This is a genomic window from Flavobacterium sp. CAU 1735, assembly GCF_039888695.1.
Taxonomy (GTDB): domain Bacteria; phylum Bacteroidota; class Bacteroidia; order Flavobacteriales; family Flavobacteriaceae; genus Flavobacterium.
In genome coordinates this window covers 186012-209813 of sequence record NZ_JBDQQQ010000004.1, presented here as the reverse complement: position 1 = coordinate 209813, position 23802 = coordinate 186012, and the positions used below count along the sequence as shown (strand labels likewise).

The window sequence follows — 23802 nt, the reverse complement described above, 5'->3', positions numbered from 1 at the left end:
ATTTTTGCGAAGTTTTAAATCATAATATTTAAAACAATAAAACTCTTAAAAATTATAATTATGTTTAAATTAAAAAACTTGTCTGTATTTGCAGCAGTATTATTTTTAGGTTTATCCTCATGTAGTAAAGATAACGATGACACTCAGGAAGTAGCCGCTCAAGTTGAAGGTACCTGGCAATTTACAAAAGAAGGAACCATCACCAATAATCAGGAAATTATAAATGATTATGAGCATACAGCCGGTTGTACAAAAGATTATATCGAAATATTTGCCGCTAACGTAATCAAAGATCATTATTTTGACAATCCAAACTGTCAGGAAACAATCGATACCGGAGTCTGGACTAGAAATAATAATGCGCTGACATTTGTATATCAAAACGGAACAACCGTTAACGCTGAGATTATGCAATTAACGAATACCACATTGAAATTAAAATTCCTACTTTCCGGAAATACGAATTTGGTGGTTTTAACGCGATTGTAATAGTAACATATATACTAAAAAAAATAGGGCTTAAAAGCCCTATTTTTTTGTTTATAAAAGTAAATTCGAAGTTACCAGAATTTAGTTATATGGTTATGGCTTTCCGTAATGCAAAGGTAATTTGATAAACTACTTTTGAGATGTGAAACATTAAATTTTCAAAGTAACATGAAAAAAGTAGTACTATTTATTTTACCATTAGTTTTATTAGGATGCACATCTGAAGGCGGATCGGAAGTGTCAACACCATCATCAGTTGTAACAAATCCAAGTTCCGGTTCCAGCGGCTGTGGGACCTATAATGGGAAAACATTATATAAAGGTTCTAATGGAGGTTGTTATTATATTAATTCGAGTGGAAATAAAGTATATGTAAATGCATCCTATTGTAAGTGCTAATACAATAAACAATATAGACTATTCCCGATAACTAATTACACTTTTTTGTCTACATTTGACTTTTAAACGCAAATCAAAAATGGACATTACACAAGAACAATGGTGGCAGGAAGCACAACAGGACAGCAATGCTGTAATCCTGGATGTGCGCACTGAAGACGAATGGAACCAGGGAATCATTCCGGGTGCCATCAACATCGATATTTATAAAGGACAGGGATTCATCTATCAGGTAGACGAATTGGACAAATCCAAAACCTACTATATCTATTGCCGATCGGGAGGAAGAAGCGGTCAGGCGTGTAACCTGATGCAACAAATGGGTTTTGCCAAAACCTATAACCTTGTGGGTGGAATTATGGAATGGAACGGACCGGTAGTGATGCCGGAAGAAAAATAAAAAAAGGGACTTTAAAAGTCCCTTTTTTAGTTTATATCCCTATTAGAAGTTAGGGCTTAAGTTGTATTTCTTATAGAAATTATCCAGTGCTTCCAATACCTCATCTTCGTTGTCTACGACTCTGAAAAGATCTAAATCGGCCGGATTGGCATTGGCATGTTTTTCAATGATCACGGTTTTAATCCACTCTAATAAACCGGACCAGAAATCACGACCTACCAGAATAATCGGGAATTTTCCGATTTTTTTGGTCTGAATTAAAGTGATAGCTTCAAATAATTCGTCAAGCGTTCCAAATCCACCCGGCATTACCACAAATCCCTGAGAGTATTTTACAAACATTACTTTGCGTACAAAGAAATAGTCAAATTGCAGGTTTTTATCGCGGTCGATATACGGATTGAAATGTTGCTCGAACGGTAATTCAATATTTAAACCTACCGAAGTTCCGCCGCCAAAATGAGCGCCTTTATTTCCGGCTTCCATAATTCCGGGACCACCACCGGTGATCACACCATAACCGGCTTTACTGATTTTATAGGCAATTTTTTCTGCCAATAGGTAATATTTATCTTCCGGTTTGGTTCGGGCCGATCCAAAAATCGATACACAAGGACCAATTCGTCCCATCGTTTCATAACCGTTTACAAATTCGGCCATGATTTTAAAAATCGCCCAGGAATCATTTGTTCGTATCTCGTTCCAGGTTTTTTGTTTGAATTTATCCTGTATTCTGTCGTCTTCGTTTTCAAATTGTTCTTTCATCATCTAAACTCTTTTCTATTAATTATTTATTTTATTTTCTATTGGAATTCGTAGATCGTATGCCATAATTATCCCGCAGTAATGCTAAATGCAACTGATATCCCGGTATAACGATGTAAATAGGAGTGTTGTTGTTTGTTGACATTTATTCGGAAACCGAACAAACATAGTCTAAAACTATTATCTTTTTTGACGTTATGCAAATTTAGCACTCCCTTTTTTTAAAATTAATGAACGAATCCAAATGGTTTTGTTGTAATGTATTGTACAACAGTATTTTGTTTTAAAAACAAAAGGCAACACGATATTGCCTTTTGTATTTTATAAATGCAATTCCTTTTTAAGGAATTTAGCGGTATAACTCTTCTGGTTTTTAATAACCTCTTCCGGTGTTCCTTTGCAAACCAGTTGTCCGCCGCCTTTACCACCTTCATAACCGATATCGATAATATAATCGGCCAGTTTGATCACATCTAAATTATGTTCGATGATCACTACGGTATTACCTTTGTCAACCAGTTTGTTGATCACTTCCATTAATACACGGATGTCTTCAAAATGCAATCCTGTCGTAGGCTCGTCCAAAATATAAAAGGTATTACCCGTGTCTTTTTTAGATAATTCCGTGGCCAATTTGATCCGTTGGGCTTCTCCTCCGGATAGGGTTGTACTTTGCTGACCAAGGGTGATATAGCCTAAGCCTACATCCTGTATGGTTTTTATTTTACGGTAGATTTTCGGAATGTTTTCAAAAAACGGAACCGCTTCGTCTACCGTCATCGCCAATATATCCGAAATGGATTTTCCTTTATAACGGATTTCGAGTGTTTCACGGTTAAAACGTTTTCCCTGACAGGTTTCACATTCTACATATACGTCTGGTAGGAAACTCATCTCGATGGTACGAACACCCGATCCTTCGCAGGTTTCGCAACGTCCGCCGGATACGTTAAAGCTAAAACGCCCCGGTTTATAACCACGAATCATTGCTTCCGGAGTTTGGGTAAACAAAGTTCGGATTTCCGAAAATACATCGGTATACGTTGCCGGATTGGAACGCGGTGTACGGCCAATCGGACTTTGATCAATATCAATTACTTTGTCGATATGTTCCAGTCCTTCGATTTTTTTATACGGTTGCGGTTTTTTAACGGCATTAAAAAAGTGCGTATTCAGAATCGGATAAAGCGTTTCGTTAATTAACGTTGATTTTCCACTTCCGGAAACACCGGTCACACAGATCAGTTTTCCCAATGGGAATTCAACGCTTACGTTTTTCAGATTGTTTCCGGTCGCACCACTCAATTTTAATACTTTTCCGTTTCCTTCACGGCGTACTTCCGGAATAGCAATTTCCATTGTCCCGTTTAAATAGGAAGCGGTTAAGGTTTTTTCGGATAACAATTCCTGCGGCGTTCCTTTACTGATGATTTCGCCACCAAAACGACCGGCTTTCGGACCAATATCGATCACATAATCGGCACGTTCGATCATGTCTTTGTCGTGCTCGACTACAATAACCGAATTGCCGATATCACGCAATTGTTCCAGCGAGCGAATCAGACGTTCGTTGTCGCGTTGGTGCAAACCAATACTCGGTTCGTCCAGGATATACAATACACCAACCAGTTGGGAGCCGATTTGTGTGGCCAGTCGGATTCGTTGTGCTTCACCACCCGAAAGGGATTTGGAACTACGATTTAGCGACAGATAGTTCAATCCTACATCGACAAGAAAACTCAAACGCGCGCGTATTTCTTTTACAATTTCGGTAGCGATTGCTTTTTGTTTTTCGGATAAATGGGGTTCAAGTTCCTGAAACCATAGACTCAATTCATCGATATCCATGGCCGAAAGTTCACCAATATTTCTTTCGTTGATTTTAAAGTATAACGCTTCCTTTCGCAATCGGGTTCCTTCGCAAACAGGACAATTAACTTCGTCCATGAATTCTTTAGCCCAACGTTTGATCGTTGCCGAATCACTTTCGTCGTGCTGGTTTTTGATAAAATTGGAGATCCCTTCAAAATCGATTTTATATTCTTTTGTGATTCCCATAACTTTCGAAACCACAGAGAATTTTTCATTTCCACCGTTAAGGATCATGTCGATCGCTTCCGGTGAAATTTTTTCGATCGGATCGGTTAGTTTAAAGCCAAACTTTTCACCGATGATTTCCAGTTGTTTAAAAATCCAGGAATTTTTCTGTTCCCCTAATGGTGCAAAACCGCCGTTTTTAATCGAAAGTTTTGGGTTTGGAATAATTTTATTCAGATTTACTTCACTCACCAAACCCAGTCCGTTACAATGTTCGCAAGCGCCTTTTGGCGAGTTAAACGAAAAGTTGTTCGGTTCCGGATTCGGATACGAAATCCCGGTTGACGGACACATCAGGTTTCGGCTAAAAAAGCGAACTTCCTGACTTTCCTGTTCGATTACCATCATGATATCTTCTCCGTGATACATGGCGGTTTTAATACTTTCGGTAAGTCTTTTGTCGTTGTCTTCCGTATTTTCAATTGCCATACGGTCGATCACAATTTCGATATCGTGGGTTTTATAACGGTCGACTTTCATACCGAATTCCAGATCGCGGATTTCTCCGTCTACGCGCACTTTAACAAAGCCCTGTTTGGAGATTTGTTCAAACAATTCGCGGTAGTGTCCTTTTCGGGAACGGATCACCGGCGCCAGAATATTGATGCGTTTTCCGTTGAAATTTTCAAAAATCAGCTCTTTAATTTGCTCATCACTATAACTCACCATTTTTTCACCGGTGTTGTAACTGTAGGCTTCACCGGCACGGGCATAAAACAAACGAAGAAAATCGTAAATCTCGGTAATGGTTCCTACGGTAGAACGCGGACTTTTGCTGGTCGTTTTCTGTTCAATGGCAATTACCGGCGAAAGACCGTCAATTTTATCCACATCCGGACGTTCCAGTCCACCCAGAAATTGGCGGGCATACGCAGAAAAAGTTTCAATGTAACGGCGCTGTCCTTCGGCATAAATGGTATCGAAAGCCAGCGATGATTTTCCGGAGCCGGATAAACCGGTAATTACAACCAGTTTCTCCCGCGGAATCACAACGTCAATATTCTTTAAATTATGCGCTCTTGCGCCTAATACTTCAATAGTTTCTTCTGTGTTTAGCATAAAAAATCGAGCAAAACGCAAAGGTACTGTTTTGAGCGCGATTTGAGACGTCCCGAAGAAAGAAATTTTTGTTATTTTTTAGTAGTGGAATGCCAGGTTGAGATCGCAAAACCAAACTAAAAAGCATTTGATTCCCAATAGATAACTATTCTTACAAAGAATCCGGAGCGAAAGTTTTTTTCGTTGTAAATGTTCTATAAAATCTTCTGAAGATCGGGTAAATAATGATGGGTTTTATGGCAATAATCGGCTATTATTCGATTCGCATGTCTTTTAACTTTTCACGATAGCTTTCCAGTACTTCGATTTTGGAAATATACCCCAGGTATTTGTTGTCTTTTAAAACAAAAAGGATGTCGGTATGATAGGTTTCGAATTTATCCATTACCGTTTCCATGATTTCGTCATAACAGATAACGGCTTCGGGTTTTTCGGTTACATCCTGTAAGGAGGTGTATTTGATTTGAAAAGGTTTGAAAATAATATTTCGGATGGAATCAAAATTAATCACGCCGGTTAATTCTTCTTTTTCGTTTAGTATCGGAAAAAGAGTCTGTCGGGTATTCGAAAGTAAATCGACAATATTTTCCAGTTTCGAATCGGAAGTAATCGTTGTAAAATCATTGCGGATATGTTTCGACAGGTCAATCGAGGAAAGAATGTTTTTGTCTTTATCACTGGTAAATACCTGACCTTTATCGGCCAGATTTTTAATGTCCATCGAATGAATTTCCATTTTTTTGGTGATGGCAAAACTGATAGACGAAACGATCAATAACGGAACCATTAATCCATAGCCACCGGTGATTTCAGCAATAAGGAAAATCGCGGTTAATGGTGCGTGAAATAGGCCACTTAATACGCCCGCCATTCCAACAATGGTAAAATTACTAACCGGAAGGTTGTCTGATAATCCGATTAAACTAAAAAATTTCGCGACGCAAAAGCCGAGATAGGAACCTACAAACAGGGAAGGTGCGAAGTTACCACCGTTTCCACCGCTTCCTAATGTGAGTCCGGTCGCAAAAACTTTTAAAAACATTGTAGCACCTACAAATACCAACAGAATGATATCGTTGTCTTTAAACGAGTTTAAAAGCGTGTTTTCGAGTATTTTACTCGGATTTCCGTTCGATAGTATTTTAATGCTTTCATATCCTTCTCCAAAGAGGGTTGGAAAAAAGAAAATCAGTATGGCCAGCATTGAAGCACCGATCAGTGCTTTTTTATAGGTTTTGTTTTTATAACGATCGAAAAAATGCTCGACCTTTCGGAACGTTCGGGCGTGGTAAACCGAAACCAGTCCGGCAAAAATTCCAATGGCAATATAATAGGGAATGTTGTGATAATCAAAAGTGAGCTGTTGGTGGAAGGATAAAAGGATATCCTCTTTTAAAAGCACATTGGTGACCAACGAACCGGTTGCGGCTGAAATCATAATCGGGATAAAAGCGGTAACACTCATATCGGCCAGAATCACTTCAATGGCAAACAATACACCGGCAATTGGAGCGTTAAACGCGGCAGCAATACCGGCGGCAACACCACAGGCTAATAAAAGCGTTCGGTCTTTGTAATTCAAACGGTATTTTTGCGCATAGTTCGATCCGAAAGCCGCTCCGGTAATGGTAATTGGAGACTCCAATCCGGCCGATCCTCCCAAGCCTACCGTAAGGGAACTCGTAATGATCTGTGCATACATCTGTTTCCGGGGCATGATACCCGATTTTTTAGCTACGGCAATCATAATCTGTGACGTACCTTTTTCGATACTTCCGTCCAGAAATTTTTTGATCACAAAGGCGGTCAGTAAAATCCCGACAATCGGCAGGATACTGTTACTATACGGTAAGTGAAGTATATTATCGATATAATTCGCAAAACGGAATACCGAGTGTGCAAACGTTTTTAGTACGATTACCGCTAAAGCCGAAGATAAAGCCACTAAAATACAGGATAAATAAATAAACTGTCGGTTGTTTAAAATAGCTTTTAAGAAAAATAACGAGGCTTCTAAACGCTTTAAGTTTTTTCGCAAAAAAAGGATTATAGGCGAGACGTTTTTATTCGGCATTGTAGCAAGGTTTAGATGATCCGTTTCGGAAACTTGAAACTGCTAAATTAAGCCTTTTGAGTCAGTATCATTTTAAAAACGTTATAAATTTTTTAAAGCTTCCCGTTTGCTTAATGGTTTTAAAGTGGTGTCCAAAACAAATTTTATAACGGCTTTCGGGTCGGTTTTGGCATATTCCCGTAGCGCCCATCCGATTGCTTTTTGGATAAAAAATTCGCCGGAACCGGAATGTTTTTCGCATAAGGCAAACAATAGGGCGACATCGGTTTTGTTTTTATAACCCAATTGAAAAAGTATAGCGGAGCGGTTTAACCACATGTTTTCGGAATCGGAAAACCGAGCCACGACGGTTTCGGTTTCTTCAGGAAATTGCAACAGATAATTGCCCAACAGGTATTTGGCTAGAAAATCGACGGTATCCCACCATGAATCGGTGATGAGGGTCTTTTCGATCAGCTCGATATCCTTTTTTACAAATTTTCCGCGCAGTTCCTTTTCCAGTATTTCCATAGCGGCATAATGAAACTCTCTTTGTTGCTGCTGTAAGAGTGTCAAACCAATTTCACGGGCATTGTTTTTGACTTCGGTTTTATGCTGCGACCCGATTTGTTTGGTAATCTGTTTTCGCAAAGGCGCTTTGATGCCGTAAAACTGAAAATGATGTTTCATATAGGCTTCCATAGGTCCGGCATTGTCTGCCGAAGCATTTTCGCGGAAAGCTTGTGTAAGATCAGTTAGAAAAGTCATGCGTAATTTCCGCTAATTTATCGGTTGCAAATTGTTTTATTTCTTCAAAGAAAAGGGTGAATTCGATTTCAAAGTTGACATAGTATTCCTTTAATTCCCGTACGGAATATTGCATACGGGAACGGTTTTTTGTACGCTGATCCATTTGGAAAAGTATGGTCGCAATACCGTCTATGGAGGCATAGCTAACCAACCAGTTCCGTTCAATCATATACGGCATTAGTCCTTTGGTTTTATCGGTTAGCAAATCATAATGCTCTTTTAAAGACGAATAAAATGCCGAAACATAGGTTTCCAGTGGGATTTCGGAATATCGATCCCAGTTTTTAGCTAGGAAATGATCATAAAAAACATCCATAATCACACCGGAATAATGACCGTAGGCTTCATGCAGTCGGTGTTTACTTTTTCTGAAAATCGGATGCGCATCGGTAAAGGTATCGATCGCACGGTGTAACAGTATGCCTTTTTGAATATCCGGGTTAAAGTTCCGGTAATCATTACCGCGAATACCATCGGCCATAAAGTTGCCAATTTTAATCAGATCATGATCTCCGGATAAATAGATATGGGCTAAAAAGTTCATTAGTGTTTACATTTCAGTCATTGTGGACTCTGGTTTGTAAATGTAACGATAACTTTTCTAAAAACAGTATCGAAAAAGGGAAGGTTTGCCGGATTCAACCGATGTCGTTTGCTTTACATTATTTCAGAATGGTACGTGCTTTTTTAAAACTAAAAAATGTTACAGAATAAAAAAAGGATTAGAATAGGGTACTACGCCGACAACTTTTTATATTTGTGATGATTTTGAATTTTAATCCCCAATAGCATATATGACACTGATAAAATCGATTTCCGGTATTCGAGGAACAATAGGAGGAAAAACTGGTGATAACTTAACACCGGTGGATGCGGTAAAATTCGCTTCCGCCTATGGAACGTTTTTAAAACAAAATAGCAATAAGGAAAAATTAACCGTTGTGATTGGTCGCGATGCCCGGATTTCAGGGCCGATGATTCACAATCTGGTCGTAAATACACTGATAGGTCTTGGAATTGATGTTATCGATTTGGGATTATCGACAACGCCAACTGTTGAAGTTGCCGTTCCGTTGGAAAAAGCCGATGGCGGAATCATTCTAACGGCTTCGCATAATCCGAAACAATGGAATGCGTTAAAATTATTAAATGATAAAGGCGAGTTTTTAAATGGCGCCGATGGTGCTAAAATTCTGGAAATTGCCGAAAGTGAAGCATTCGATTTTTCGGATGTGGATCATTTGGGAACGATTACCGAAAACGATGCTTATATGGACATTCATATCGATGAGGTATTGAATTTAGCCTTGGTAGATGCCGAAGCGGTAAAAAAGAAAAAATACAAAGTGGTTGTCGATGGTGTGAATTCCTCCGGAGGGATCATCATTCCGAAATTACTGGAGCAAATGGGCGTGGAAGTGGTACGTTTGTATTGCGAACCAAATGGTCATTTTCCACACAATCCGGAGCCGTTAAAGGAACATTTGGGAGATATCTGCGAATTGGTGGTAAAAGAACAAGCCGATTTCGGTATTGTAGTTGATCCGGATGTAGACCGATTGGCGTTTATTTCCAATGACGGAGAAATGTTTGGAGAAGAATATACACTAGTAGCCGTGGCTGATTATGTGTTGAGTCGTACGCCCGGAAATACCGTTTCGAATATGTCGTCGTCCCGAGCGTTACGCGACATAACGCAGAAATACAACGGAACCTACGAAGCCAGTGCGGTGGGAGAGGTGAATGTTGTGGAACTGATGAAAAAGAATAACGCGATTATCGGTGGTGAAGGCAACGGAGGTATTATTTATCCGGAAGCACACTACGGGCGTGATGCTTTGGTTGGTGTCGCTTTATTCCTGACCTATCTGGCCGGACAAGAGCAATCGGTGGCCGAATTAAGAGCCGGCTATCCGCAGTATTTTATGAGTAAAAATAAAATCGAGTTAACCCCACAAATCGATGTAGATGCCATTTTAAAAGCCATGACAGCGAAATACCAACATGAGAATATTTCGACTGTAGATGGTGTGAAGATTGATTTCGCAGAAGACTGGGTACATTTGAGAAAGTCGAATACGGAACCGATTATCCGGATCTATACCGAAGCACCTACTCAGGAGCAAGCTGATAAACTGGCGTTGCGAATTATCGATGAAATCAAAGAAATCGCCGGAATCTAAAACCGGGATTATATAAATAAAAAACCTGTTCGCTTAAAAGCGGACAGGTTTTATTTTTTAGGAGCAAGCGTCCTTTCGTTTTATAACATCATTCCTCCGGAAACTTCAATACGTTGTGCGTTAATCCAGCGCGCGTCATCGGTACAAAGGAAAGCAACTACACCGCCAATATCGTCCGGTAAACCAACACGTCCTAATGCGGTTGCCGCAGCAATGTTTTTGTTCATTTCGGCATTATCGCGAACCACACCGCCACCAAAATCGGTTTCGATAGCACCCGGAGCGACCACATTCACGCGGATTCCTCGGGAACCTAATTCTTTAGCCTGGTATTTGGTTAAAGTTTCAATAGCACCTTTCATCGAAGCATAAGCGGCATAACCCGGAAATGAAAAACGAGCCAGTCCGGTCGAAATATTTACAATACCACCGCCGTTAGCCATAAGTGGTAAGGCTTTTTGTGTAAGGAAAAATGGCCCTTTAAACTGAATTCCCATTAAGGTATCAAACTGTTCTTCGGTAGTGGCTTCAAAAGAAGCATGAATTCCGATTCCGGCATTATTTACCAGATAATCAAAATGATCGGCTTGGAAATGGGTTTTTAAAGTCTGCTGAACGATTGTCCAAAAAGCGTCAAACGATGCGATATCGGATACATTTAACTGAACGGCTGCTGCTTTTCGGCCGTATTGCTCGATTTCTTTGACTACTTCGAGTGCTTCTTCTTTTTTACTGTTATAGGTTAGTACGACATCCAGTCCTTTTTGAGCCAGTTGCAGTACCATATTTTTACCAAGTCCGCGGCTTCCGCCGGTTACAAGTACTATTTTTTGAGCCATTGCTTTGATTTTTAAAGTTTTACTAGGCAAAGGTAAGCGGTTGTAAGAAGGTAACTATGGTGATAGTTTAAGTATTTTACAACAAAATTTTTGCAACATCCGACCAACTGTCTACACGCGTATGATTTTTTGTATTTCCGGAAATATTATGCGGCTGGGAAAACAACAGGGTTTTTCCGTCAAAATAATCCAGGTTTTTAAAGTGATCATCAATCATGATATCTCCTTTTACAACTGTTTTTGAACCGCACATCACGATTTGCTTCCAGTGGAGAAACGGAAAATGTTCTTCCAGCCAATAGAATTTGTCCGTAAGGCTTTTGGGAAATTCCATAGCAGCGCTCACAATAAACAGTTCGTATTTCTCATTGAGTTGTCGCATTACTTCGACACTACCTTCCATAACCGGTAGGTTTCTAAAAAAACCGTCACTAAAAATATATTCTAAAGCATTTTTAAAAGTGTCGACTTCTGATGTTCCATTCATTTTTTCGTAAGATTGGCGGATGCCAAGTTCCTGGTATTCGAATTCTATCAATTGGGCATATATATCGGCCAGGACGCCGTCCATATCCACTAATAAGCGTTGTTTCATATGGTATTATGATTTAAGCGATTTTACTAAATATTTAGGCACTTCGGTATACCCTTGTCGGTCATAAAACCGATGTGCTTCGGTTCTTCTGGAGTGGGAGTGTAATTCGATCCGATCACAGTTTCGTTCCCGTGCCAATGCCACACAATAGGCTTCCATTTCTTTCCCGATTCCTTTACTACGGGCGGTTTCGTCTACGGAAAAATAACTGATCCGCGCAAAATCGCCATCGAGTGCCAGTTGCGGAATAAAATGCATCGAAATAAAAGCGAGTACTTCGTTGGCTTCTTCATAAACGAACAAAACCGCATCGGGATGTGACAGTAGAATTTCTATTTTTTTTAGGATAAAATTTCCAGTATCGGGATAGCCCATTTGTGCCAGCAAATCCTGAATTTTTGAACTGTCGGCTAGAGTTGCTTTTCGAATGGGCATAGAAGATTGGCTAATGTGTGTTGATCAAATTTAACGGTTTATGGAAAAATAATGCTGTCGGTTGGTGTTAATTTATCTATAAATTTCCGATTGCCCAATTGGAAAATTCAGCCTGTAATACCGTTGTTTACAACTTGACTTTTGGGACATTACGCGTATGGCAATGAATACCGCCACCGCATAAATTTAGGGCAATACTGTCGATTGCGATGACTTTCCGATCCGGGAATACGTTTTTTAAAATGGCCAGCGCGGCTTCATCTTTTTCCTTTATGATATACGGCATACCTTCGCGGTAGTATTTTTGAGCGATAACCAGATTGTTTGTAATCAGAAAATTACAATAACTCAACGCCGGTAGTACTTTCATACGTTCCTGAGGAAACGGACTTCCGTCTTTGAGTTTGCCGTGGAGTAAATCATAAGGGAAATGATAATTTTCATAAACGTCGTCACCTTCTTTAACCGTAATATAAATGGGTTCCGGAACCGGCATTTGTATGATGTTAAACGGGTCTCCGTTTTGATCAGTTTCTTTTTGCAGTATCGTATAAGCTAAATCCAGTCGTTCTTTATTTAAGGCATGAATCGGACTTTGTAAGGCTTCTTCCGTTGTGATATGTGCCAATACGATGGTATTTCGATTTACAAAACGACACATTTCATCAATATGACCGTTTGCCGAAGCCGAACGATAGGCTAAGAATGCACCGTTTTCGTCCGGAATGGGTCCGGCATGCATATCTTCGTCGTCATAAGTGGCATAGGGTAACCAGATTACCTTATCGAGGTTAAAAATTCGTTTAAATTCATCTTCCACCTGTTCTTTAGTCCAGCCTTTGTTACGTTTTGTAACTTCGGTATCTTCAATGGTCATTAAAATGCCATTTCCGTTAAATTCCCGATCACCGCCTTCACTGGTTAATCGCGTAAAAATCAAACCTTCGATATCGATAAATTTAGCATGAACCCGGTCGAATTCTTCCATCTTTTTGGAAATCGGATGGTTGTTCGGAAAAAAACCGTAGGAATCGAAGTTAAAGTCAACCACAGCGCGTTCGCCTTTTTCATTGATAAGTATTTCGGCTCCAAAATCCCGCGGGTAAATAAAATCGGATGGGAAAACCATAAAACTGATTTTCCCGGTATCGATCGCGTGATTTTTCAATTCCTGTATGGCGCGTTCTTTGGCGGCTTCGTCATAACAGGAAACGATAACGGCTACATTGTCCAGTAAATGGGAAATAATGGAAATGGTTACGGCTTCGATGTCATAGTCTTTGGAAACAGTGGCATATTGTACCAATGGCCATATGAGTAAAACGGATTCCTGTGGGTCGAATTCACCAACGGTTTTGAAGTTATGTGCGCGCATCACAAATAATTTTTGGCTTATAAAGTTACAAAAATTATACGGTTTTTTTAGGAACCGGAGTAGGTAACGATATCAATTCCGATTCCGTTTGGATCCTGAATAGCAAAATGTCGGTCGCCCCAGGGTTCGTCCCGTAATTCGATTTCGATAGGAATGTTTTTGGAACGCATGTCCTGATAAATACTGTCTACAGCAGCCACTTCAATAGTAAGGTACATGCCGTTACCGGCAAATGCCGACTGGAATAACGGTTGCTGTGACGGATGGTTGGGAAGTAAAAAACTGACTTCGAAAAAACCGTCCGGGCTATGTAACAAGAGATAAAAATCGTTTTCGAAAGTGATACCAAATCCTAATACAGTAGTATAAAAGGCTTTACTTTCTGCAAGTTTTGTCGTGATAATACCAAAGTTAAATTTCATGATTGTTGTTTTAAATGTGCCCTACAAAGTTCCGTTGGGAAGTCTGGAAAAAATTGTAAAAAACGGACAATCGAAAGTGGCTCCTAAAATTTTATTGCTTTAGAGCATTTTTAGGGGTAAGCCCATACATACTTTTGAATTCTTTGATAAAATGCGCCTGATCATAATAACCATAATCCAGGAATGAATATTCATTTCGGCCATTCGGATTGGAATGCTGTTGTAATGCGTTTTGGAAACGTACCACCTTACAAAATGTTTTGACAGAATCGCCTAAGTAATATTTGGACAACCGACGTAGTTGCCGCGGACTGATACCGGTGTTGAGGTCGGTTTCCACATTCAGGTTTCCGGAATTTTTAAAGATTTTGTCGATCGCACTAAAAAAGCGAAAATCAGGTTGTAACACAGTACGATTGATTTGGTTCAGGTAGTAATGATCCAATTTTTGTTTACTAGTTTCGGTATCTTGATCAGAATTAAAATGCATTTTAAAATAGTTTGCTTTTTCCGGTAAAACCAATTGTAATAATTCGGAACGATGGGATAGTTCGGAAGCATCCATTTGAAAAAGAAGCGGAAACATGGCCGGGTAAAAACGAATACCAATATAATGGAATGTTTTTCCCAATGGAAATTCGGTGCAATGCGCACTAAATCCGCTAATGTAGGCTTCTGAAGGATTATCGAGTTCAAAATAAATATCCATACAACCGTCTGCAACCACTTGATACTTAAATTCGTCCTGGAGTTTACAATCGGTTTTCAATTGCCAGTAGCAATAAATATAAGCAGAAAGCCTGATATCGGGCGGAAATTCCCGGTAGCTCACACGGTCAGAAGTGGGCTGTATTGTAGGCTGAACCGGTGTGTATAACGCTTTTATGTTGCTATTTATCGTCAAAATGATTGTGATTTGCCGGAATCCGATTAATTTTAAATCTTTGTTACAGGTAAAAATAATGTCTTAAATTTAGAAATGAAAAAAATATACCTATTGTTGTTTACTTTTGTCAGTATGACTTCTATGGCGCAACATTTTACAAAAGAAGAAAAAGCCCGTATCCATTCCGGTGACAGAAAACAGAAAATGAAGGTTATTCAGATAACGGAGCCTTCGGAGTTGCTCATTCTACAATCGGTATCAAAAGATATAAATCCCAACGACAAAGATTTACCGGTATTACTGGACAGAATGTATCAGGCGGTTACCGATCCCGAAGAAGGTGGTGTAGGAATTGCAGCACCTCAGGTTGGAATTAACCGAAATGTAATCTGGGTTCAGCGGTTTGATAAAAGTGGTGAACCATTTGAAGCCTATATCAATCCGGTGATTATCTGGCGTTCCAAATTGCTTCGAAAAGGAAATGAAGGCTGTTTGTCGATTCCGGATCGAAGTGGCGATGTATTCCGTAATTATACTATCCGATTGTCCTATCAGGATATAAAAGGTGTGAAGCAGGAAGAAATTATCGAAGGTTTTACAGCGGTGATTTTTCAGCATGAAACCGATCATCTGAACGGTATTTTATTTACCGACCGACTGGAAGAACAAACAAAGAACACCTATCACAGCATTAACAATGAGACCTCGTTATATTTAGAAGACCGTTTAAAACGCCAGTAATTATGAAAGTCAGTTTGGGAAGGGTAATTCTCTTAGTGGAAGATTACGACAAAGCATTTGATTTCTATCGCAGGAATTTTTTCTGTAAAAAACTTTACGATGCGGTTATGCCAGACGGACAACGCTATGTTCATATTGGCTTTTCCGATAATACTACCGTTGGATTATGGCTGCTTAAAGCAGACGATGCGACCCAGTCGGAACGTATTGGTCACCAAACCGGAGGTCAGCCCACCATTGTAATTTATACCGATAATTGCGAAGACCTTTACCACTATGTAAAGACCAATACGGTCGAAATTATCGAAGGACTCACCGTAACGCCCGAAAGTAAGTTTTTCCACTGTAAAGATTTATACGGAAACCGACTTACGGTTGTTGAAGTGCTTCATTAACTTTTACTTTTTTTTGAGCTTCAGACGTTTCGATTGACTTCTTGTTAACGAAATGTTGTGTTTTTAACAGCTTATCTTTAAAATTGAAAAAAAATATTTTGTAAGGTATTTTTTTATAATTTTTTTGTTAATTTTATAGTGATAACAATTTCCCTTGTAAGGTAAATACCTAATACTTACAAGGCCCTAAATTCGTCACTATGAATAATAAAATTGTTAACGTATTACTTGCCAAAGCTTTATTTCTTTTTTTGCTGCCTTATAATCTGTTGGCTCAAAATGCCGATAGTCTAAAGATACCGCCAGCTCCGGCTCCGGTCGCAACTCCGGTAAAATACCCGCAACTTCAGTTTAAAGGCCTTTTTCAGGCACGCTATCTGGTAGGACTTACCGATAATGTCGACTTAAACGGTTTGCATCACTCCGATGGCAATGTTACCCAAAATTCGTTCGATATTAAAAGAATGCGGGCACAAGTCAGAGCCAAAATATCCGAACGAACGGAAGTCGTTGCCTTGGTAAATCTGGCCGACTTTAAATCGGATCCCAAAAACAAAGTACTCGAAAACGCTTACCTCAAATATACGTTTAATAACTATTTTGCGATTACCGTTGGCCAATTTCGTCCCTGGTTTGGTATCGAAGAGACCTATCCGGTCGATATTATTAAATCGATGGATTTTTCGAATCAGTATTATGAATTCGGAAAAAACGGCTGGACGAGTTTCCAGATTGGTGCTGCATTAAGTGGCGCGGTAGCTATAGGGACTTTACCGGTAACGTATGCTTTTTCGGTCGTAAACGGAAATGGCCGGAATCAGGAAATGGACAAAGACAACGGAAAACAATATTCGACTCGGATTGTAATGGGATTGTCAAAAAAGAACAATGTGAACTTCGGATTAAACGCAGGACTTGGCGAGGTTTTTAAAAAAGAAGTATACGCTTTTGGTGCCGATATCACGGCCGATTTTCAGTTGACCGATCGCTTGTTTTTCGAAACCCAAATGGAAGCCAAACAAGCCATTAATCACAATCTGTATTTTTCGCTACCGGTAGAAGAACGCACACCGTATATCAGTAATTACCAGATACGCGGTTTTTATTTTCTGCCCAATCTACGGTATGAAATCAAATATAAAAAACTGAGTGCTATCGAGTTTTCCTGTCGTTATGAATATATGGATTCCAATTTCCGAATCAATTCCAATGTTCGCCAGACACTCGTACCTATGCTGGGATTCGAGTTCCTGAAAGATTATGGTGCCCGGATTCAGTTGGGATTACAAATCGACCGTTACCAGCATACGATAGACGATACGACTACGCATAACAATAACCTGCTATTACTACAGGTACAGAGCCGCCTTTAAAAAATACTAATATAAAACTGCTCCCCATGAAAGAAGTTAACATTACCAGGGTTTTGATCACTTTGGCTGCCGGTATTGCTTTATGGCTTATTCCGCAACCGGATGGCGTTACTCCCGAGGCATGGCATCTGTTTGCCATTTTTGTAGCGACAATTTTAGGAATTATACTAAAGGCGGCTCCCATGGGAACGATGTGTATGATTGCTATCGGAATCACGGCATTATCACAGGTATTGGCACCGGGCGAAGCCGGTAAGTCCATCACATTGGCACTAAGAGGGTTTGGCGATAAAGTAATTTGGCTTATCGGAATTTCGTTTTTTATCGCTCGTGGATTTATTAAAACCGGATTGGGAAACCGGATTGCCTTTTTGTTTATCCGGATTTTTGGAAAAAGTTCCCTCGGATTGGCCTATGGATTGGGACTGGCCGATTTGTGCCTGGCACCGGCAATTCCGAGTAATACGGCACGCGGTGGGGGTATCATTTATCCGATTATGAAATCGATGGCCATTAGTTTTGGCTCCGAACCCGATAAACCCGAAACACACCGCAAGCTGGGTTCCTACCTAACGCTGAACAGTTATAATATGAACCTAATTGCGTCGTCTATGTTTTTAACCGGAACGGCCAGTAATCCGATGTGTCAGAAGTTTGCAGCCGATCTGGGTATTAAAATTTCCTGGATGTCATGGGCCATTGCGGCGATTATCCCGGGATTGGTTTCTTTTTTTGTGATTCCGTTTGTGTTGTATAAATTATATCCGCCGGAATTAAAGAAAACTGGCGATGCACCGCAAATGGCCGCCAAAAAACTAAAGGAAATGGGACCGGTTACCCGTAACGAATGGCTGATGTTACTGGCATTTTTCCTGCTTTTGTTTTTATGGATTACAGGGGATTTGTTTTCAATTGATGCAACAACAACAGCTTTTATTGGTTTGATCATGTTATTACTGACGTCTGTATTGACCTGGGAAGATATTAAATCCGAAAAAGGAGCCTGGGATACGATCGTATGGTTTTCGGTTTTGGTAATGATGGCCAGTTCGCTAAACGAGTTGGGTTTTATCGGATGGTTTAGTAACTTGGTAAAAGTACAAATTGGCGATTTAAGCTGGCAGATAGCCTTTCCGGTGATCATTCTGGTCTATTTTTTTAGTCATTATCTGTTTGCCAGTGCTACGGCGCACGTAGCGGCCATGTATGCCGCATTGTTGGGCGTAGGTGTTTCGCTGGGAATTCCGGGACTTTTACTGGCTTTTATGTTGGGTTTTATCGGTTCCTTATACGGAACACTAACACATTATGGTCACGGTCCGGCACCGGTATTCTTCGGAAGCGGTTATGTAGATTTAAAAAACTGGTGGCTCCGCGGACTCGAAACCGGTCTGATCTTATTGCTCATCTATATGACCGTTGGCGGACTATGGATGAAAATTATAGGTTACTATTAATTTAAAAGAATATAGCATGCAATCACTTACAAGAAAAATTTTTATGTGCCTGACGGGGCTGTTTTTGTGTTTTTTCCTGATCATCCATCTTTTGGGAAACCTGCAACTATTCCTGCCGGCCGAAACAGCACAATTACAGTTTAACGCCTATTCGCATTTTTTATCGGGAAATCTGTTTATCAAAATGGTTTCGTATGTACTCTACGCTTCGATTATGCTCCATGCGCTGTACGCTTTGATTATTACGATGAAAAACAAACAGTCGGGCGGAAGCTATACAACCGATAACCGCGGAAGAGCCAGTAAATGGTACAGTCGGAATATGGGTGTATTGGGAACGGTTTTATTACTTTTTCTGATCATTCATTTTAAAAATTTCTGGTACGAATATAAATTCGGAGTGTTACCTATGGATGCAAACGGCAATAAAGACTTATACACGCTGGTTGTAACGACCTATCAGGAGGGATGGTATGTGGTGATCTATGTTATATCGATGATCGCTCTGGGGTATCATCTTTTACATGGTTTTTTCAGTGCAATCCGAACTTTGGGTGTATTTCATCCCAAGTTTGTACGATGGATCCGCTATTTCGGAATCGGCTATTCGCTGATGATCAGCCTTGGATTTGCCATTATTCCGGTGTATGTCTACTTTCTAAATGCTAAATAAAAAATGATGGGATATGAATATGGATGCTAAAATACCGGGAGGACCGCTCGAAGAAAAATGGTCCAATTATAAAAAGAATGCCAAACTGGTTAATCCGGCCAACCGTAAAAAAATCGATGTGATTGTAGTAGGAACCGGATTGGCGGGAAGTTCTATTGCCGCTTCGCTGGGCGAAATGGGCTATAACGTAAAATCGTTTTGTTTTCAGGATAGTGCGCGACGAGCGCATTCTGTTGCGGCTCAGGGTGGTGTCAATGCGGCTAAAAATTATAAAAACGATGGCGACAGTGTGTACCGGATGTTTGTCGATACCTTAAAAGGAGGCGATTTCAGAGCCAGAGAAGCCAATGTATACCGTATGGCGGAATGTTCGCTAAATCTGATCGATCAGGCCGTAGCACAAGGCGTTCCGTTTGGACGGGAATACGGAGGTTATCTGAATAACCGTTCTTTTGGTGGCGTACAGGTGAGTCGGACGTTTTATGCCCGCGGACAAACCGGTCAGCAATTATTGATAGGAGCCTACCAGGCGTTGATGCGTCAGGTGCATAAAAAAACGGTACAATTGTTTACCCGTCATGAAATGCTCGATCTGGTGACAATCGACGGAAAGGCGCGGGGAATTATTGTACGAAACCTCGACACCGGCGAAATCGAAAGACATGCGGCACATGCGGTGGTCTTGGCTACCGGTGGATTTGGTAAAATTTATTATTTGTCTACGCTGGCAATGGGATGTAACGGTTCGGCTATCTGGAGAGCGCATAAAAAAGGCGCCCTGATGGCGAGTCCGAGTTGGACACAAATTCATCCGACGTCATTGCCGCAATCGGGCGATTACCAATCGAAACTTACGTTAATGTCGGAATCCCTGCGGAACGACGGACGTATATGGGTACCGTTAAAAGAAAACGAACAACGTGAAGCAAACGCTATTCCGGAGGAAGAACGTGATTATTATCTGGAGCGAAGGTATCCGGCTTTTGGAAACCTGGCACCAAGGGATATTTCTTCCCGTGCGGCCAAAGAACGTATCGATGCCGGATTTGGCGTAGGCGCGTTAAAAAATGCCGTCTATCTGGATTTTTCCAAAGCTATCCGGGAACAGGGTGTGGCTAAAATCAAAGAAAAATATGGAAACCTGTTCGATATGTATCGGAAAATTACCGGGATCGATGCGTATAAAGAGCCGATGATGATTTCGCCGGCAGCGCATTTTTCGATGGGCGGATTGTGGGTCGATTATGAACTGATGACAACCATTCCGGGACTTTTTGCCTTGGGTGAAGCCAATTTTGCCGATCATGGTGCAAACCGACTGGGAGCCAATTCCTTATTACAAGCTTCTGTCGATGGTTATTTTATTGCGCCCTATACCATGGCAAATTATCTTTCAGGTGAAATTCATACCGGAAAAATTCCAACGGATCATCCGGCTTTTGACGAAGCCGAAAAACAGGTAAAAGAACAGTTGGATCGCTTTGTCCATTCAAAAGGAACCAAAACGGTCGATCATTATCATAAGACATTGGGAAAACTGCTATATGACTATTGTGGACTTTCCCGAAGCGAATCGGGCTTACAGTTTGCAATTGCCGAAATCCGGAAGTTGCGAAAAGAGTTCTACGAAAATGTACATATTCCGGGAACAGCCGACACGATGAATGCCGAACTGGAAAAAGCCGGTCGTGTAGCCGATTATCTGGAAATTGGAGAATTGATGTGTTACGACGCTTTAACGCGAAACGAATCCTGCGGTGCACATTTCCGCGAAGAATACCAGACACCCGATGGAGAAGCCATGCGAAACGATGCCGAGTTTCAGTTTATTTCCGCCTGGGAATGGACCGGGAAGGATGATGAACCTACGTTGCATAAAGAGCCATTGGTATTCGAAAATGTAAAACCTATTGTAAGAAGCTACAAATAATTAAAGGGAAAAGACTATGAAATTACACCTGAAAATTTGGAGACAAAAAGATAAAAATACACAGGGAAAACTGGTCGATTATCTGTTGGAAGACGTTAATCCGCATATGTCGTTCCTGGAAATGTTGGATACGCTTAACGAAAAACTGGTGCTTTCGGATGAAACGCCCGTTGAGTTTGATCACGATTGTCGTGAAGGAATTTGCGGACAATGTGGCGTGATGATAAACGGACTGGCACATGGCCCGCTAAAAAACACCACGACCTGTCAGTTGCATTTGCGGGAATTTAAGGATGGGGAAACGATTGTGATCGAACCGTTCCGTTCCAAAGCCTTTCCGGTTAAAAAGGATCTGAAAGTCGATCGTGGTGCGTTCGACCGGATTATTGCTTCCGGCGGATTTGTATCGGTCAATACAGGACAAGCTCCGGAAGCGAATAGTATTCCGGTAAACCATCAAACGGCAGAATCCGCTTTCGACTCGGCCGCTTGTATCGGTTGCGGTGCTTGTGTGGCGACTTGTAAAAATGGAAGCGCAGCCTTGTTTACGTCGGCTAAGATTTCGCATATGGCGAAACTGCCGCAGGGTAAAGAGGAAAGAGAGCATCGGGTACTGAACATGATTCAGCAAATGGACCGTGAAGATTTCGGGCATTGTTCGAATACGGAAGCCTGCGAAGTGGAATGTCCGCAAAGTATATCGGTGCTTAATATCGCACAGATGAATTATGAATACAACCGGGCAAAAGTCCTGAAAAAGTAGACGCACACTGTTATATATTTCTAAAAAGGGGAAAGATGGAGGTTTTGGCTTCCATCTTTTTTTATGATTATAATTTAGTTATGATTATTTCGAAGCTTTTTTTAACAGTTTTAGTGCTTATAAATTATAAATTTGCACTTCAATAGTTTTTATAATGATAACAACAGCGACGGAACCCACAACATTAGAACAGTACTTCCAGCAATTCCGAAAAAATATTATCGGTATTGATCAGGAATTCGAATCTCCTTTCGGAAAACAAAAAATTATTTATACCGACTGGACAGCCAGCGGACGTTTGTATCGTCCGATCGAAGAAAAACTGATTAACGATTTTGGTCCTTTTGTCGCCAATACGCATACTGAAACGACTGTTTCCGGAACAGCCATGACAATGGCCTATCATGAAGCGCGTCATATTATTAAAAACCACGTAAACAGTAATCAGGATGATGTTCTGATTGTTGATGGTTCGGGAATGACGGGTGTAATTAATAAATTTCAGCGTATTTTAGGATTAAAAGTTCCTGAAAACTTACAGAAATACACGCAGATACCGGACGAGAAAAAACCGGTTGTTTTTATTTCGCATATGGAGCACCATTCCAATCAAACATCCTGGTTGGAGACCATCGCAAAAGTGGAAGTAATTCCGGCTTGCGAACAGGGATTGATTTGTCTGGATAGCTTCCGTAGTCTGTTGGAAGAATACAAAGACCGTACGTTAAAAATCGTTTCGGTTACGGCTTGTTCTAACGTAACGGGAATCCGTACACCGTACCACGAAATTGCAAAAATGATCCACGAATATAATGGTGTTTGTTTTGTCGATTTTGCCTGTTCGGCGCCCTATGTAAAAATTGATATGCATCCGACGGATAATCCGGAGGGTTATCTGGATGCCATTTTTATGTCACCACACAAATTCCTGGGCGGACCTGGTACGTCGGGTGTGTTGGTATTTAATAAAAAACTATACAAAAATATGATCCCGGATTGCCCGGGCGGCGGAACCGTAAGTTGGACGAATCCTTGGGGCGAACACAAATATTTAGATAATATCGAAGAACGCGAAGATGGTGGTACACCGGGCTTTTTACAAGTGATCAAAACCGCTTTGGCAGTGAAGCTAAAAGAGCAAATGGGAATTGATAATATCCTGAAGCGCGAACACGAAATTATTGAACAGGTTTTTGCACGCTTAAAAAGTGTACCGAATATCAATATTTTGGCCGGACAGCATGAAGATCGTCTTGGAGTGGTTTCATTTTATATCAATGAACTGCATTTTAATCTGGGCGTAAAAATACTAAACGATAAATTTGGTATTCAAACCCGTGGCGGTTGCAGTTGTGCCGGTACATACGGACATTATCTGTTACACGTTGATCAGGAAACATCGCATTATCTTACCGATAAAATTACTTCCGGTGACTTAATTGAAAAACCGGGATGGATTAGAATGTCCATTCACCCGACAACGACGACCGATGAGGTGGAATATGTTTGCAACAGCTTACAGGCTTTGGCCGAGAATCATAAAGAGTGGAGCAAGGATTATGAATACAACAAAAAATCAAATGAGTTTGTTCATAAAAACGCGTTGCACTCCGAAAAACAAATGGTCGAAAACTGGTTTCAACTATAAAAAACAAAGCCCTGA

General features: G+C 40.6%; 22 protein-coding genes. 11 read left to right on the top strand and 11 right to left on the bottom strand.

Translation table 11 applies throughout. The features are described 5' to 3' along the window. Positions 1–60 precede the first annotated feature (60 nt). Entirely contained in the window at positions 61–489 is a 429-nt protein-coding gene (locus AAFN64_RS11385) for a lipocalin family protein (RefSeq protein ID WP_300489144.1), read from the top strand. Positions 490–967: 478 nt separating this feature from the next. After that, the gene (locus tag AAFN64_RS11380) at positions 968–1288 is read left to right on the top strand and encodes a rhodanese-like domain-containing protein (RefSeq protein WP_300489143.1); all 321 of its coding nucleotides are present in this window, start codon (positions 968–970) and stop codon (positions 1286–1288) included. Positions 1289–1330: 42 nt separating this feature from the next. Here AAFN64_RS11380 and AAFN64_RS11375 read toward each other — a convergent pair whose 3' ends face one another. The 5 genes from AAFN64_RS11375 to AAFN64_RS11355 all read right to left on the bottom strand — a co-directional run bounded on the left by AAFN64_RS11375 (position 1331) and on the right by AAFN64_RS11355 (position 8616). Further along, the gene (locus tag AAFN64_RS11375) at positions 1331–2056 is read right to left on the bottom strand and encodes a TIGR00730 family Rossman fold protein (protein ID WP_300489142.1); all 726 of its coding nucleotides are present in this window, start codon (positions 2054–2056) and stop codon (positions 1331–1333) included. Between the two features lie 318 nt (positions 2057–2374). Further along, positions 2375–5209, bottom strand: a complete 2835-nt coding sequence (gene uvrA / locus AAFN64_RS11370; RefSeq protein WP_300489140.1) for an excinuclease ABC subunit UvrA — start codon at positions 5207–5209, stop codon at positions 2375–2377. Positions 5210–5462: 253 nt separating this feature from the next. Beyond that, a complete protein-coding gene (locus AAFN64_RS11365) occupies positions 5463–7283 on the bottom strand; it encodes a chloride channel protein (RefSeq protein WP_347760514.1) in 1821 nt (606 codons plus the stop codon). Positions 7284–7364: 81 nt separating this feature from the next. Further along, entirely contained in the window at positions 7365–8030 is a 666-nt protein-coding gene (locus tag AAFN64_RS11360; protein ID WP_347760513.1) for a DNA alkylation repair protein, read from the bottom strand. Beyond that, the gene (locus tag AAFN64_RS11355) at positions 8014–8616 is read right to left on the bottom strand and encodes an acyl carrier protein phosphodiesterase (RefSeq protein ID WP_347760512.1); all 603 of its coding nucleotides are present in this window, start codon (positions 8614–8616) and stop codon (positions 8014–8016) included. Before AAFN64_RS11355 ends, AAFN64_RS11360 begins: the two co-directional genes overlap by 17 nt. A 250-nt stretch (positions 8617–8866) precedes the next feature. On the opposite strand from AAFN64_RS11355, the gene glmM reads away from it, so the two are divergent. Next, positions 8867–10255 (top strand): phosphoglucosamine mutase, encoded by a 1389-nt coding sequence (gene glmM, locus AAFN64_RS11350; RefSeq protein WP_347760511.1) that lies wholly within the window; start codon positions 8867–8869, stop codon positions 10253–10255. Positions 10256–10335: 80 nt separating this feature from the next. Here the strand turns inward: glmM and AAFN64_RS11345 are convergent, their stop codons facing one another. The 6 genes from AAFN64_RS11345 to AAFN64_RS11320 all read right to left on the bottom strand — a co-directional run bounded on the left by AAFN64_RS11345 (position 10336) and on the right by AAFN64_RS11320 (position 14825). Then, the gene (locus tag AAFN64_RS11345; RefSeq protein WP_347760510.1) at positions 10336–11094 is read right to left on the bottom strand and encodes an SDR family oxidoreductase; all 759 of its coding nucleotides are present in this window, start codon (positions 11092–11094) and stop codon (positions 10336–10338) included. A 76-nt stretch (positions 11095–11170) separates the two neighbouring features. Next, the gene (locus AAFN64_RS11340) at positions 11171–11689 is read right to left on the bottom strand and encodes a 5'(3')-deoxyribonucleotidase (protein ID WP_347760509.1); all 519 of its coding nucleotides are present in this window, start codon (positions 11687–11689) and stop codon (positions 11171–11173) included. 6 nt (positions 11690–11695) lie between these two features. Continuing rightward, positions 11696–12124: a GNAT family N-acetyltransferase gene (locus AAFN64_RS11335; RefSeq protein WP_347760508.1), complete on the bottom strand. Its 429-nt coding sequence runs from the start codon at positions 12122–12124 to the stop codon at positions 11696–11698. Between the two features lie 127 nt (positions 12125–12251). Further along, a complete protein-coding gene (locus AAFN64_RS11330) occupies positions 12252–13499 on the bottom strand; it encodes an agmatine deiminase family protein (RefSeq protein ID WP_347760507.1) in 1248 nt (415 codons plus the stop codon). 47 nt (positions 13500–13546) lie between these two features. Further along, positions 13547–13921, bottom strand: a complete 375-nt coding sequence (locus AAFN64_RS11325; RefSeq protein ID WP_347760506.1) for a VOC family protein — start codon at positions 13919–13921, stop codon at positions 13547–13549. Positions 13922–14012: 91 nt separating this feature from the next. Further along, a complete protein-coding gene (locus AAFN64_RS11320; protein WP_300489112.1) occupies positions 14013–14825 on the bottom strand; it encodes a helix-turn-helix domain-containing protein in 813 nt (270 codons plus the stop codon). A gap of 75 nt (positions 14826–14900) precedes the next feature. Between AAFN64_RS11320 and def the strand changes: the two genes are divergently transcribed. The 8 genes from def to AAFN64_RS11280 all read left to right on the top strand — a co-directional run bounded on the left by def (position 14901) and on the right by AAFN64_RS11280 (position 23787). Next, entirely contained in the window at positions 14901–15548 is a 648-nt protein-coding gene (gene def / locus AAFN64_RS11315; RefSeq protein ID WP_300489109.1) for a peptide deformylase, read from the top strand. Positions 15549–15550: 2 nt separating this feature from the next. After that, the gene (locus AAFN64_RS11310; protein WP_300489106.1) at positions 15551–15943 is read left to right on the top strand and encodes a VOC family protein; all 393 of its coding nucleotides are present in this window, start codon (positions 15551–15553) and stop codon (positions 15941–15943) included. Between the two features lie 200 nt (positions 15944–16143). Then, positions 16144–17316: a porin gene (locus AAFN64_RS11305; protein WP_347760505.1), complete on the top strand. Its 1173-nt coding sequence runs from the start codon at positions 16144–16146 to the stop codon at positions 17314–17316. Positions 17317–17342: 26 nt separating this feature from the next. Then, complete coding sequence (locus AAFN64_RS11300) at positions 17343–18773, top strand: anion permease (RefSeq protein ID WP_300489101.1); 1431 nt, start codon at positions 17343–17345, stop codon at positions 18771–18773. A gap of 16 nt (positions 18774–18789) precedes the next feature. Further along, entirely contained in the window at positions 18790–19446 is a 657-nt protein-coding gene (locus tag AAFN64_RS11295; protein ID WP_347760504.1) for a succinate dehydrogenase cytochrome b subunit, read from the top strand. 13 nt (positions 19447–19459) lie between these two features. Beyond that, positions 19460–21376, top strand: coding sequence for a fumarate reductase/succinate dehydrogenase flavoprotein subunit (locus tag AAFN64_RS11290; RefSeq protein WP_347760503.1), 1917 nt, complete (start codon positions 19460–19462; stop codon positions 21374–21376). 16 nt (positions 21377–21392) lie between these two features. Further along, positions 21393–22139: a succinate dehydrogenase/fumarate reductase iron-sulfur subunit gene (locus AAFN64_RS11285; protein WP_347760502.1), complete on the top strand. Its 747-nt coding sequence runs from the start codon at positions 21393–21395 to the stop codon at positions 22137–22139. Positions 22140–22293: 154 nt separating this feature from the next. Then, positions 22294–23787 (top strand): aminotransferase class V-fold PLP-dependent enzyme, encoded by a 1494-nt coding sequence (locus AAFN64_RS11280; protein ID WP_300489089.1) that lies wholly within the window; start codon positions 22294–22296, stop codon positions 23785–23787. The last annotated feature ends 15 nt before the right edge of the window (positions 23788–23802 follow it).